The sequence below is a fragment of the Streptomyces sp. B5E4 genome, from assembly GCF_039871555.1.
GTDB lineage: Bacteria > Actinomycetota > Actinomycetes > Streptomycetales > Streptomycetaceae > Streptomyces.
Genome location: NZ_JBDPMI010000008.1, coordinates 44,594 through 58,268, shown reverse-complemented (window position 1 = coordinate 58,268; position 13,675 = coordinate 44,594). Strand labels below are relative to the sequence as shown.

Sequence of the window (13,675 nt, the reverse complement as noted above, 5' to 3'; positions counted from 1 at the left end):
GCCGTCTCACACTTGGGGCCGCCGACACGTCTTAGTCACAGGGCTCGCGCGGGGGAAGCGCATGCCCCATCGTGAACCATCCCCGAGCCGGACCGCGGAGTGAGAGGCCCACCATGGAATCCGAGAGCCCCGTCAAGGCGGCCGTCATCTACTACAGCGCCACCGGTACCGTGCACACCCTTGCCCTCGCCGCGGTCGAGGGCGCGGAGAAGGCGGGCGCGGAGGTGCGGCTGCGCCGCGTGCCGGAGACCGCGGGGGAGACGGAGGCGAGACCCGAGTGGGCGCGCCACCGCCGTGAGACCGCCGGCGTGCCCGTGGCCGCCGTGGACGACCTGGACTGGGCCGACGTCGTGCTGTTCGGCACCCCGACGCGCCTCGGCACCATGTCCGCCCAGGTGAAGGCGTTCATCGACACCACCGGCCCGCTGTCGTCCGCCGGCGGGCTCGCGGACAAGGTGTACTCCGCCTTCACCTGCGTCGACACCGCCCACGGCGGGCAGGGCGCGGGCCTGCTGACGCTGGCCAACGTCTTCTACCACTGGGGCGGCATCATCGTGCCGCCCGGCAGCGCCGACCCCGTCCCGGAGGGCTCGGGGGACGGCCCGCCCGGCGACGTGGCGCTGGAGGCGGCCCGGTACCAGGCGTGGCGCGCCGTCACGACCGCCGCCGCCCTCGACGCCCGCCGCCCGCACCCCGTCTGAGGGCCGCGGCGGTACGGGCCGGGGCCGGCCCGTACCCGCAGCGACGGCGTGAGCCGGGTGACCCGGCTGATCCGTGCGATCCGCTACGGCCCGGAGCGCCCGGCGCCCTCCGCGTCCTGTTCCGTGTCCTGTTCCGTGTCCTGTTCCGTCTTCCGCTTCGTGTCCTGCTCCGCGTCGGCCGCGCGCCCCGCCGACCACGCCCGCCACAGCGCCGCGTACGGCCCGTCCGCGGCCCGGAGTTCGTCGTGCGTGCCGCTCTCCGCGACCCGGCCCTCCTCCATCACCACGACCCGGTCGGCCGCCGCGGCCTGGCTCAGCCGGTGCGCGACGACCAGCGCCGTGCGCCCCTCCAGCGCGCGCTCCGCCGCCTCCTCCAGTCGCCGGGCGCCGAGGCTGCCCGCCTCCGCGGTGGCCTCGTCGAGCACCGCGACCGGCGGGTCGGCCAGCACCAGCCGGGCCAGCGCGAGCTGCTGGGCCCGGTCCGCCGTCAGCCGGTGACCGCCCTCGCCCACCACCGTGTCAAGACCCTGCGGCAGCGCCTCGGCCCAGCCCAGCGCGCCCACCCGGGCCAGCGCCTCGCGCAGTTCCTCGGCTCCGGCGCCGGGGCGGGCCAGCCGCAGGTCGTCGGCGAGCCGGCCGGCGAAGACGTGCACCTCCTGGGTGACCAGCGCGACCGTACGGCCCGACTCGTCCGGTGCCGTGCCGCCCACGTCGATGCGCCCGGCGGCCGGGACGTGGATGCCGGCCAGCAGCTTGGCGAGCGTGCTCTTGCCCGCCCCGCTCGCGCCCACCAGCGCCACCTTCTCCTTCGGCCGCAGCTCCAGGTCCACGTCGTGCAGCACCGGCCGGCCCGGCTCGTACGCGTGCGACACCCCGCTGACGGACACGCCGAGCGCGGGCCGCGACTCCTGCGCGGGTCCCGGCCGGCCGGAGGCCGCCTGCTCCCGCCCGTCCACGACGCCGACCAGCCGCGCCAGCCCCGCCGTCGCCGCCTGCGCGTCGTCGAGGAGCACCAGCGCCACGTTCACCGGCCCGAACAGGGAGTGGAAGTAGAGCGCGGCGGCCGTCGCCGTGCCGATCGACGCGGAGCCGTCGCGCACCAGCACGTAGCCCGCCACCAGCACCGCGGAGAGCCCCAGGTACTCCGCCACGTGCAGCCGGTTGTAGAACCCCATCAGCAGCCGCACCCCGCGCAGCCTCAGGTCCACCGCGGCGCGCGAGCGCGCGTCCACGCGCCCGGAGTGCAGCGCCTCCAGCCGGTGCGCGCGCACGGTGGCCGCGCCGCTGACGGTGTCGAGGAGCTGCTGCTGCTGCGCCCCGGTGGCGACGCGCTCGCGCGCGTAGAGGGGCACCGCGCGGCGTACGTACCAGCGGGCCGTGTACGCCTGCACGGGCACCGCGAGCAGCGCGGCGAGCAGGAAGCGCCAGTCGAGGATCGCCAGCGCGCCCAGCGTGAGCACGATGGCCAGCACGGAGGAGGCGAGTTGGGGCAGCGCGCCGCGGACGGCCTCGGCGACGCGGGAGACGTCGCGGGTGACACGGGCGGTCAGGTCGCCGGAGCCGGCCTTCTCCAGCCGGTCGAGCGGCAGGCGCAGCGCGCGCTCGACGAACCGCTCGCGCAGTTCGGCGAGGACCGTCTCGCCGAGCCGGGAGACCATGGTGCGGCCGATCGCGGTCAGCACGCCCTGGCCGACGGCCACGGCGACCAGCAGCACCACGGGCAGCGTGAGCGCGCCGGCCTCGCGCCGGTCGGTGACCAGGTCGACGATGTGGCCCAGCAGCGGCGGGGTGAGCAGCCCGACGGCGGTGGCCGCGGCCGTCATCGCGAACGCGGTCCAGGCCAGGGCCCGGCGCGGGCGCAGCAGTTCGCGCACGGCGGCGCGGGTGCGGGCGGGGGTGGCGGTGGGGAGCAGTTCGCGGGTGCCGTCGCCGCTCCGGGCCTTCGGCCCGCCGGGTCCTTCGGGCGTCCCGTCGTACGGGCCGGGCGTCGCGGTCATGCGAGCACCGCCGTCCGGTAGGCCGCCTCGTCGCGTACGAGAGCGGCGTGCGGTCCTTCGGCGGCGACCCGGCCGGCGTCGACGAACACGACCCGGTCGGCGACGGCGAGCAGGGCGGGGCTGTTGGTGACCAGCAGGGTGGTCATCCCGGCGCGATGGGCGCGCAGCCCCTCGGCTATCCGGGCCTCGGTGACGACGTCCACGGCGGTGGTCGGGTCGTGGACGACGAGCACGGGCCGCCCGGCGTGCAGCGCGCGCGCCAGGGCGACGCGCTGGCGCTGCCCGCCGGAGAGCGCGCGCCCCGCCTCGCCGACCTCGGTCTCGCTGCCGCGGGGCAGCGCGCGGGCCACCTCGTCGGCCGCCGCGGCGGCCATCGCGGGCCCGGGATCGCGGCCGGCGTCGCGGTCGGCGTGGGGGCCGGGCGGCTCGGGTCCGGAACGGGCGGCGCCGGCGGGTGCGCCGTCGGCCTCCAGGTGTCCCGTACGGGCGCCGTCGGCTCCCGCGTCGCCGGCGGGCCCGCCACCGGCGGCGGCAGTCACCGGCCGCCCGGGCTCCGCCGCCGTGACGTTCTCGCCCACCGTGCCCGCGAAGAGATCCGCGTCGTGGGCCGCCACCAGGACCGCCGTCCGCAGCTCCGCCGGGTCGAGCCCGGTCAGCGGGACCCCGTCCAGCTCCACCACCCCCGTCGCCGGGTCCTCGATCCGGCCCAGGCACCGCAGCAGGGCCTCCGCGGCGGCCGGTTCGGTCGTCGCGACTCCGACCAGCTCGCCGGCCGCGACCGCCATGTCCACCTCGGTGAGCGCCCCGAGCCCCACCCCGCGCAGCCGCAGCTCGCCGCGGACCGGCTCCGCGAGCCGCCGGTCGCCGGGGACCACGGCCGGCGCCGCGGCCAGCACCTCGGCGACCCGTGCCGCCGACGCCCGTGCCTGGGCGAACTCGGCGTTGACGTACGCGAACACCTGCAGCGGCGTCAGCAGGAACTGCGCGAGCCCGACGGCCGCGACGAGCTCCCCCAGCGTGATGTCGCCGCTGAGCGCGAGCCGGCCGCCGACCAGCGCCACCAGCGCGATGAAGCCGCCCGTCATGGCGAGCACGACACCGTTCTGCCAGCCCTCGGCGCGCGCGGCGCGCAGCGTGGCGGCCAGCGAGTCGCGGCTGGTGGCCCGGTAGCGCTCGACCGCGGCGTCCCGCGCGCCGATGCCCTTGAGTACCCGCAGCCCGGCGACCAGGTCGGCGGCGACGCCGGAGGCGGTGGCGGCCTGCTCCTGCTCGGCCGCGCTGCGGTGTTCCAGCGGCTTGCTCAGCAGGTGCCCGAGCCACAGCAGCACCGGTGTGCCGATCAGCACGAGCAGTCCCAGCGGTACGGAGATGAGCAGCAGTGCCGCCGCGCTGACCGCCGCGCCGGCCAGTCCCGAGACGCCGACGGTCACCACCATGACGATGTAGCCGACGCGCTTGGCGTCGTCGGTGGCGATGTTCGCCACGGCGCCCGGCAGCCGGCCGCGCTCGGCCCCGCCGCGGGGGTCGAGCACCCGCCCCACCAGCTCCAGCCGCACCTGGTGCGCGGCGAGTTCCGCGGCCCGCTCGGCCGCCTTGACCCCGAGGCGGAAGCTCACCGCGAGCATGACGTACACCGCGACGAGCACGAGGAGCCAGCGCACCAGCGCGCCCGCGTCGTCCCCGGCGACGGCGTCGTCGATGACCACGCCGATGAGCACCGGGACCAGCGCCTCGCCGAGCTGGTGCCCGACCGCCAGTACCGAGCCGATCGCGACACCGCGCCGCTGTCCCGTGATCGCGCCCTGCAGCACGTCCCGTCCCGACGGTCCCTGCGCAGCCACCCGCCACCCCACCTCTTCGTTGTCCCGTTCCGACCGGGAGGTAAGGCTAGCCTAAGTAATGGTCGGGCGGTCCGGATCCGGGGGTGCGCGAGCTGCCCGGCGGGCCCGACTCGGCTGCACACGGGGGTGGTTGGGGCTCCGTCGATCTCTTGACGCGGTGATCGCGTTGGGGAAGGTTGTTGCCCCGGAAGTGCGGGAGAGCCGGCCGGGCGCGGTGCGTCACGGCGCCGGCCCGAGGAACAGAGGGGAGACCGTGGTGGACGAGGACTCCGTCGCCGTGGTGGGCGGGAGCATCGCGGGGTGTGCCACGGCGCAGGCGGTGGCGCGGGCGGGTGCCGGGCGGGTCACCGTCTTCGAGCGGGCCGGCGGCGAGCTGCGCGACCGAGGCGTGGGCATCGGCCTGCACGATGCGCGGTTCGCGGAGCTGGAGGCCGCGGGGTACGTGGACTCCTCGATGCCGTGGTCCGGTCTGAACCGCCGGGTGTGGACGATCCGCGACGGAGACGCCGAGCTGGGCCACGGGTTCGCCGAGCAGCACTTCCCGTTCCGCTCCTACAACTGGGGCTCGCTCTGGCACGAACTGCGCAACCGCGTGCCCGAGTCGGTCACGTACCACACGGGTGCGGCCGTGACCGCCGTCGAGCAGGACGCGGACGGCGCCACCCTCAAGCTCGCCGACGGCCGCCAGGAGCGCTTCGACGCGGTGATCGGCGCGGACGGCTACCGCTCGGTGGTCCGCGAGGCGATGTTTCCCGGGCTCGCCCCCCACTACGCCGGCTACCTCGGCTGGCGCGGCACCTCCGCACCGGTGGCCGGCGACCCCGAGACGGACGGCGCCGAGGCGCGCGTGGTCGTCTTCCCCGGCGGCCACTGCATGATGTACCTCATCCCCGCCGCGGGCGGCGGCTTCCGGATGAACTGGGTGCTCTACGCCGTCCCGCCGGACGACCCCGACCTGCTGCTCGACCTGCGCACCCCGACCTCGCTGCCCCCGGGCCGGGTCGCCGCGAAGCTCACCGCGTACCTGCGCGACCTGGTCGCCGAGCACTTCCCGCCGTACTGGGGCCGCTGCGTGCTGCGTACCGCGCCGGAGGACTCCTTCATCCAGCCGATATACGACCTGGAGGTGCCGCGGCTCGCCGTGGGCCGGCTGCTGCTCACGGGCGACGCCGCCACCGTCGTACGGCCGCACACCGGCGGCGGCAGCGTGAAGGCGCTGCAGGACGCCACGGCGCTGGAGGCCGCCTGCCGTGCCGGGGGCGACTGGCCGGGCATCGCCGCCGCGTACGACGCGGACCGCACCGCGGTCGGTGCCGCCATGGTCGCCCTCGGCCGCCGGCTGGGCCGCGCCCAGGTCGAGCAGACCCCGGACTGGCAGAAGATGGGGCAGCCGGAGTTCGATGCCTGGTGGCAGGAGCAGAACCGCGGTCCGGACGGGAACAGCGGCTTCGGCGGCCACGCTCTCAAGCGCGGCTGACGGGCGGAGTCTTGGCCGTGGCAGGGCCCCAACTGCCCACCCATCTCTGAAATTTCAGACGGAACCTGATCGAATCGGATTGGTCAGAGGTAGAGATTGGATCTCCCTCTTACATATTTTGATGTTGTACTCGCCCGTAACTTATACTTCCGACTTAGCATCAGACACATCGCTCAGCCCACCCTCAGCAGGAGCGATGGATGCACCGACCCCCACATGTCACACCCTCCCCATCGCAAGGTAATCCCGTGTCAGCTTTACTGTGTCATGACCCCGACGTAGGGGTTGCGTAGTGAAGATCAACCGTCGACTCGTCCTCTTGGTCGCCGTGCCCCTTGCGGTGGCCATCGCCTTTTCCGTGCGAGCACTCGCGCCGGCGACGACCCAGGCGTTCCAGGCCAACAGGCTGGCGCACATGGTCGATGCCGCCGAGTCCGCCGCGGAGCTGACCGCCCGGTTGCAGCACGAACGTGCCGCCGCAACCGCGCTGGTCGCCTCCCAGGGCGATGCCGCCACGTTCCGCAAGGCAACCGACGCCACGGACGCAGGTATCTCGGACTACACCGAGAAACGCAGGGACCTCGAGTCCCTGCCCCACAACGCCGACTTCGCCGTGCAGCGGATCGACCGCTCGCTGGCGGAGCTGCCCTCGTTGCGCGCCCAGGTGCGCTCCGGCAGCGGCACCCTGGCCGCGCTCGCGTTCGGTTACCGGATCACGATCGCCGACCTCATCGCCTACCGGGACGGCATCGCCCAGGCCGACGGCGTCAACGCCGACATCGCCGACCGCATCCGGGCCGCCGCCGCGTACTCGAGCGGGGCGGAGCACTCGGCGCAGCAACAGGTCGTGGTGCTCCGGGCGCTGGCCGGCGGTGGCTTCACCTCCGCCTCCCGGCGCACGTTCGACGCCACCGAGATCGGCTTCTTCGAGACGCTCGGCACCTTTGTGGCCCTCGGCACGCCGGAGTGGCGCGGCATGCTGGAACATGCGCTCTCCGCCCCGGGCACCCTGCCCGCGCAGCGGATGCAGGACCAGGTCAGCCGTACCCCGCTCGGCCAGGAGATCGACATCTCCGCCGCCGAGTGGCTGGAGGCCACTTCCGACCGGCTGTCGGAGCTGCGCTCGGTGGAGCGTCGCGTCAACGAGGCGGTGCACAAAGAGGTCACCGAGGAGCGGTCCTCGCTCATCTGGTGGGCGGTCATCGAGATCGTCGTGGTGCTGGTGACGCTGGTCGGCGCGCTGCTCTTCGCGTTCCGGATCGGCCGCGTGATCATCCGCCGGCTGCGCGACCTGCGCAACGCGGCGCGCGCGGTGGCCACCGAACGGCTGCCGCAGATCGTCGCGGACCTCTCCCAGCCCGGCGCCCTCGGCGGCGCCACGCCACGGCAGGTCGCCGACAGCTCCGGCAGCCCGGTGGAGACCACCGGCGACGACGAGATCGGCGAGGTGGGCGACGCGTTCAACTCCGTCCACCACGAGGCGGTACGGCTCGCCGCCCAGCAGGCCCACGCGCACGAGCAGTTCGCGGAGACCCTGGTCGGCGTCGCCCGCCGTGGCGCGCAGCTCACCTCCGTCATGGTGTCCGAGCTGGACGCGGTCCAGCGCGACGAGGCCGACCCGGAGCGGATGAAGATCCTCTTCGCGCTCGACCACCTCGCCATCCGCATGGAGCGCAACACCAACAATCTGCTGGTGATGGGGGGTTACGGTCACGCCCGGGTACGAGAATCAGACGCGCCCTGCGCCACCGTGGTCGTCGCCGCCGCCCAGCAGATCGAGCGGTTCGAGCGCGTCGCCATGGGCATCGTGGAGCAGGGCATCGGCATCGCCGCCCGCGCGGTGCACGACCTCGCGCACATCCTCGCCGAACTCCTCGACAACGCCACCCGGTTCTCGCCCCCCGACAAGCAGGTGGGCGTGGCGGTCTGGCGGCTGTGGGACCGCGCGGTGGTGCAGATCGTCGACGAGGGCGTCGGTATGACCGCCGAGCGCCGCGACGAGCTGAACGCCCGGCTGGTCAATCCGGACACGGGCGTCGGCGCGGTGCGGTCCATGGGTCTGCACGTCGTGGCCCGGCTCGCGGCCCGGCACGGCATCGTCGTCGAGCTGCGCTCCTCCGCGGGCCCCGGCACCATCGCCGAGGTCACCCTCCCGCCGACGGTCCTCGTGGCCGTCGCGGAGGAGACGATGGTCGAGGGCGAACGGCCGCTGGTGGAGGGGGAGCCGAGCGTCTTCGCCGCCACGACCCGCGGCGTACCGGGCCCGCGCAAGCCGATGGACGAGCCCGTCGCCGCCGCCGCGCCCCGCCGCGCTCCGGCCGCCGCGAGCGGCGCCGCCGCACCGGGCACCCGGGAGCCGGGGACCGGCGACGACAGCGGCACACGGCGCCATCCGCCCTTCGGCCCGGAGTACGACCCGGCCGACCGCGTCGCCGGCGTCAGCCCCTCGGGGCTGCCCGTGCGGATGCGCCAGCCGGCGGACCAGTGGCCGCGGTTCCCCAAGCGCGACGGGGAGAACAAGCCGGGCCGGAGCGAGCGGAAGGCGGCGCCCGCCAAGCGCCGGGACTCCCGGCAGATCTCCGACGTGCTGGCCGCGTACACCCAGGGCATCAGCAGGAGCACAGGCCGCCGTGAGGGAGCCGGAGGGGCCGCCGATCGCGGCCGCCCGGCAGGTACGGGCGGCAACGGCAGCGGTGACGGCCGTACCCGTAACGACGACGGGGGCCGTGCCCGTAACGCCGGAAACAGCGGCCGTACCCGGTCCGCAAAAGACGACGACTCGCAACGGAGCACGTGATGACTACCCCATCCACCGCCGACCTGAGCTGGCTGCTGAGTGACTTCGCCCGAAGAATCCCCGAGGTCACCCAGGTCATCGCCGTGTCCGTGGACGGCCTCGCCCTGGCCTACACGGGAGTGGACCAGGACGACGCGGACCGGCTGGCAGCCATCGCCTCCGGGATCGTCAACCTGCTCTCCGGCGCCGCGCAGCTGATCGAGGCCGACCCGGTCGAGCACAGCCTGACGGCCATGGAGGGCGGCTACATGTTCTCCATGGCGGTCTCCAGCGGGGCGTCCCTCCTGGTCACCACCAACCGGGACGCGGACATCGGCGAGGTCAGCTACATGATGTCCGAGCTGATCAACCAGGTGGGCGACGCGCTCAGCCCTCAACTGCGCGACTCGCAGCCCGCTTCCTGACGCCGCCGCCCGGGCGGGCCCCCCTCACCCCGCCCGCGCGCCCGGCCGCATGCTCCACGTCGTCCGTCTGCCCGTCGTCGCTCCACGCCCTTTCCCCCACCCCACCCCCGGATCGACCCCCAGCCCATCCTTCATTTTTCCCTCGGGAGCCCTCGTGTTCGTCAACGCATCCATACGCCGTCCGGGCCGTAGCAGAACCCGGGCCGCCGCCGCCACCGCAGCAGCCGTCTCGCTGGCCCTCGCCGGCTGCAGCGGCGGCGGCGACAGCGGCTCCGGCGACGAGACGGTGAAGGTGGGTCTGCTGGCCGCCCTCTCGGGTACGTACGAGGCCGTGGGCACCGACCTGCGCAATGGCTTCCAGCTCTATCTGGACACGCACGGCGGCAAGCTGGGCGGGCGCGAGGTCGAGCTGTCGGTGGGCGACGAGGGGGACGGCCCGCCCACCGCCGTGCCGGCCGCCACCAAGCTGGTGAAGAAGGACCGGGTCGACGTCATGACCGGCATCGTCGCCAACGGCTCCTACCAGGCGGTGCTGCCGATGCTGGAGCAGAACAAGATCCCGCTGGTCAGCTCCAACGGCCGCCCGGACCTCAAGGACGTCTCCCGCGTCTGGCACACCAGCTTCCTGTCGAAGGACTACGGCACCGCCATCGCCGAGTACGTCAAGGACGAGGTCGACGGCCCGGTCTACGCGATCGGCCCCGACTACCAGGGCGGCTACGACCAGCTCGGCGGCTTCACCGACACCTTCGACGAGGTCGGGGGCGAACTGGCCAACTCCGACGGCGAGACCACCTGGACGCCGTTCCCCGACACGACCAACTTCACCCCGTACTTCGCCGACATCGCCCAGTCCGACGCGAAGGCGGTGTACACCTTCTACGCCGGCAAGGCCGCGATCGACTTCGTCAAGCAGTACGCCCAGTCCGACGTCGCCGACCTGCCGCTGTACGCCTCCGGCTCGCTGACCGAGGGCAGCATCCTCCTCGCCCAGGGCGAATCGGCCGAGGGCATCCAGTCCGTCTCCAACTACGTGTCCGACCTGGACAACGACGCCAACCGGAAGTTCGTCTCCGACTGGACCGCCAAGCACGACACCCCGCCCACCGGGTACGCCGTGGCCTCGTACGACGCCGCCGCGGCGCTCGACATGGCCATCGGCGTGGCCGCCGAGAAGGGCGAGGTGAACTCGGACACCATCAACGAGGCCCTCGGCAGCCTCGGTCAGATAGAAAGCCCCCGCGGCACCTGGGCGTTCGGCAAGAAGTCGCACGCGCCGGTGCAGAAGTGGTACCTGCGCGAGGTCCGCAAGGACGGGGAGCAACTCTCCAACGTCACGGTCCAGGACCTGGCGACGCTCGGCGACTGACATGGGGGCGCTCGATGCCCAGCTCGTGCCGGCGGTCGACGGCGTCGCCTACGGGCTGCTGCTGTTCGTCGTCGCCGCCGGCCTGAGCCTGGCGTTCGGCACCGCCGGGGTGCTGAACCTGGCGCACGGCACGCTGTACGCGGTCGGCGCCTACACCGGCGCCGAGCTGAGCGACGGGACCTGGGGCGGCCTCGCCCTCGGTCTCGTCGCCGGCACCGCGGCCGCCTGCGCGGCGGGCGCGCTGCTGTCGGCGGCCACGGCGCCGCTCGCCCGCCGCGGGCATCTGGACCAGGCGCTGCTGACCTTCGGGCTCGCGCTGATCGGCGGCAACCTGCTCGTCGAGGGGTTCGGCGCGGACGAGATGCCGGTACGCATCCCGGACGCGCTGGACAAGTCCGTCGACCTCCTCGGCCACCGCTACCCGGCCTACCGGCTCGGGTTCATCGTCATGGCCGTCGTCCTCGCCGCGGCCGGCACCTGGGTGCTCACCCGCACCCGCGCGGGCGCCGCCGTACGGGCCGCCGCCGACGACCCCGAGATGCTGGCCACCACAGGGCTCAGCCCCCGGGTCGTCCACACCGGCGTGCTCGCCGCGGCGGGCGCCCTGGCCGGCGCCGCCGGCGTGCTCGGCGCGCCGATCATCGGCCCCGGGCCGGGCACCGGGGACACCGTGCTGATGCTGTCCCTCGTCGTCGTGGTCCTCGGCGGGCTCCGCTCGCTGTGGGCGACGCTGGTGGCCGCCATCGGCGTCGGCGAGGTGCAGACCCTCGGGGTGTCGGTCGCCCCGGACTGGGCGCCGTACCTGCTCTTCGCCGCCATGGCCGTGGTGCTGATCCTGCGCTCCGGCCGCGGACTCGCCGAGCCGCACGGCCCGGAGCACGACGCCGACCCGCCGCCCGACCCGGCGGAGCGGCTGCGCCGCAGACTGGCGCAAGTGCCGTGGCCGTGGCGCGGAATGCCGGCGGCGCGCCGTGCCAAGGCCGCCGGTGCCGCCGCGACCGGGAGCCGCGCCGGTCGGGCCGCCACGGCGCTTCGCGCCGCCGCCCCGCTGCTCGCCCTGGTCGTCGTGCTGGCCGTCCTGCCGACGATGCTCGACGCCTACGCCCTCTCCCTCGCCGGCTACGCCCTGGCCCTCGGCCTGCTCGCGGTCAGCGTCACCGTGGTCACCGGCTACGCCGGGCTGCCCACGCTCGGGCAGACCGCGCCGTTCGCCGTCGGCGCGTACACCACCGCCAAACTCGCCGAGAACGACTGGACGGTGGGGCCCGTGCAGGTGGTGATCTCCGCCGTCGCCGCCGCCGCGTTCTGCGTGGTGACGGGGCCCGCGGTGATCCGCGCCCGCGGCACCACCGTGCTCATGATCACCGTGGCGGTCGGGGAGCTGACCGCCATCGCGATCGGCCAGTGGAAGTCCGTGACCGGCGGCACCGACGGCCTCGCCGGGTTCCCCTCCACGCAGGCGTTCTGGGGCGGCGAACCGCTCTTCGAGGAGCTGGCGATCTATCAGTACGCGGCGGTGGTCGTCGTCTGCGTCGTCGCCGTGGCGCTGGTGCTGCTGCGCTCGCCGGCCGGCAAGCTGCTGACCGGCTCGCGGGAGGCGGAGGAGCGGATGCGCGCCTCGGGACACCCCGTGACCCGGTACCTGCTGCTGGCGTACGTCGGCGCGGGCGCCCTCGCGGGCGCGGGCGGCTCGCTGCTCATCGCCGTGCAGAGCTACGTCTCGCCGGCCGACGTCGGCTTCGAGATCGCCGCGCTCGCGCTGCTCGCGGCCGTCATCGGCGGCATCACCTCGGTGATCGGCGCGCTGGTGGGCGCCGGGCTCATCGTCTACACCCGCGACTGGCTCGCCGGTTCGTGGCCGGGCCACGGCCCGCTGCTGCTCGGCGTGCTGTTCGTCGCGGCGGTCTACCTGCTGCCGCGCGGAATCGCCGGGCTGGTCTCCGGGGCACCGCGCGTGGTTGCCGCGGACGGCGAGGAAACCGGCGGTGCCGCCGGGCGGCTGCCCGCGCCGCGGAGCCCCGGCGACGCGGAGCCGCCGGACACAACGGAGCCGGCGGAGGCGGGCGCATCGGCCCGGCTGCGGAAGGGGACGACATGACCGCGCGCGCCGCGGGTCGCCCCGCTCGTCGTACGGGCCGAGCGGCGGCCTCCGCCGCCGGCCTGCCCGCTCCTCGTACGGAAGGCCGCGGTGTGACCGCATCCGGCCCCTCCGCCCGCGTAGGGAAGGGCACCCCGTGACGGCATCCTCCGCATCCTCCGCATCCTCCGCATCCACCGCCCTCGAACTCGCCGGTCTCACACGCCGCTTCGGCAGCCTCACCGCAGTCGACGAGGTCTCCCTCGACCTGCCCGTCGGCGCCCGGCACGCCCTCATCGGGCCCAACGGCGCCGGCAAGACCACCCTGCTCAACCTCATCGCCGGCACCGAACGCCCCGACCACGGCTCCCTCACCTTGTTCGGCCGCGACGTCACCCGTACCGCACCCGCGCGGCGCAGCCGCCTCGGCGTCGCCCGCAGCTTCCAGCAGCCCACCGCCATCCCGGCCCTGACCGTCCTGGACAACGTGCTGCTCGCCTCCTGGCGGCACCACCCCGAGCGCCGCGGCGCCTGGCGGCGGACCGCGCGCCGGGGGCGGCTGGCCGCGGCCGCCGAAGAGCGGCTCGCCGACGTGGGCCTCGCCGGGGTGGCGGACCGCCCGGCGGGCTCGCTGTCGCACGGCCAGCGCCGGCTGCTCGACCTCGCCGCCGCGCTCGTCGCCCGACCGCGCGTGCTGCTGCTCGACGAGCCCGCGGCCGGGCTCACCGACCGGGACGTGGTCCGGCTGCTCGACGTGCTCGGCGCCCTGGACGACGACATCGCCGTGCTGCTGGTGGAACACAACACCGAGGTGGTCGCGCGGCTGGCCCGTACGGTCACCGTGCTGGTGACCGGGCGGGTGCTGGCCTCCGGGCCGGTACGGGAGGTCTTCGAGCTGCCCGAGGTACGCAGCGCCTACCTGGACGCCGCCACCACGGCCGACGCCCCGGCGGTCGCCGGCATCCCGGGTGCCGCCGACGCCCACGACACCGGCGCCGAGAGGTGACCCGAC

General features: G+C 74.6%; 9 protein-coding genes. 7 read left to right on the top strand and 2 right to left on the bottom strand.

Going from position 1 to position 13,675, the window contains the following annotated elements:
- Nucleotides 1-113: 113 nt before the first annotated feature.
- Nucleotides 114-701 carry an NAD(P)H-dependent oxidoreductase gene (locus ABGA99_RS13180; RefSeq protein WP_347577367.1) on the top strand — a complete coding sequence of 196 codons (588 nt, stop codon included), beginning with the start codon at nucleotides 114-116 and terminating at the stop codon, nucleotides 699-701.
- 83 nt (nucleotides 702-784) lie between these two features.
- Here the strand turns inward: ABGA99_RS13180 and ABGA99_RS13175 are convergent, their stop codons facing one another.
- Together ABGA99_RS13175 and ABGA99_RS13170 are read right to left on the bottom strand one after the other, a co-directional pair.
- Nucleotides 785-2,698, bottom strand: a complete 1,914-nt coding sequence (locus ABGA99_RS13175; protein ID WP_347582695.1) for an ABC transporter ATP-binding protein — start codon at nucleotides 2,696-2,698, stop codon at nucleotides 785-787.
- A complete protein-coding gene (locus tag ABGA99_RS13170; protein WP_347577365.1) occupies nucleotides 2,695-4,539 on the bottom strand; it encodes an ABC transporter ATP-binding protein in 1,845 nt (614 codons plus the stop codon). Before ABGA99_RS13170 ends, ABGA99_RS13175 begins: the two co-directional genes overlap by 4 nt.
- A gap of 256 nt (nucleotides 4,540-4,795) precedes the next feature.
- Here ABGA99_RS13170 and ABGA99_RS13165 point away from each other — a divergent pair, with 256 nt between their 5' ends.
- The 6 genes from ABGA99_RS13165 to ABGA99_RS13140 all read left to right on the top strand — a co-directional run bounded on the left by ABGA99_RS13165 (nucleotide 4,796) and on the right by ABGA99_RS13140 (nucleotide 13,669).
- On the top strand, nucleotides 4,796-6,016 hold the full coding sequence (locus ABGA99_RS13165) for an FAD-dependent monooxygenase (protein ID WP_347577364.1): 1,221 nt from the start codon (nucleotides 4,796-4,798) through the stop codon (nucleotides 6,014-6,016).
- A 358-nt stretch (nucleotides 6,017-6,374) separates the two neighbouring features.
- On the top strand, nucleotides 6,375-8,813 hold the full coding sequence (locus ABGA99_RS13160; RefSeq protein WP_347577363.1) for a nitrate- and nitrite sensing domain-containing protein: 2,439 nt from the start codon (nucleotides 6,375-6,377) through the stop codon (nucleotides 8,811-8,813).
- On the top strand, nucleotides 8,813-9,217 hold the full coding sequence (locus ABGA99_RS13155) for a roadblock/LC7 domain-containing protein (RefSeq protein ID WP_347577362.1): 405 nt from the start codon (nucleotides 8,813-8,815) through the stop codon (nucleotides 9,215-9,217). The genes ABGA99_RS13160 and ABGA99_RS13155 overlap by 1 nt, the downstream gene beginning before the upstream one ends.
- Before the next feature lie 154 nt (nucleotides 9,218-9,371).
- Complete coding sequence (locus tag ABGA99_RS13150) at nucleotides 9,372-10,586, top strand: ABC transporter substrate-binding protein (protein ID WP_347577361.1); 1,215 nt, start codon at nucleotides 9,372-9,374, stop codon at nucleotides 10,584-10,586.
- Between the two features lies 1 nt (nucleotide 10,587).
- The gene (locus ABGA99_RS13145) at nucleotides 10,588-12,684 is read left to right on the top strand and encodes an ABC transporter permease (RefSeq protein ID WP_347582694.1); all 2,097 of its coding nucleotides are present in this window, start codon (nucleotides 10,588-10,590) and stop codon (nucleotides 12,682-12,684) included.
- Nucleotides 12,685-12,820: 136 nt separating this feature from the next.
- Entirely contained in the window at nucleotides 12,821-13,669 is an 849-nt protein-coding gene (locus ABGA99_RS13140; protein WP_347577359.1) for an ATP-binding cassette domain-containing protein, read from the top strand.
- Nucleotides 13,670-13,675 lie beyond the last annotated feature (6 nt).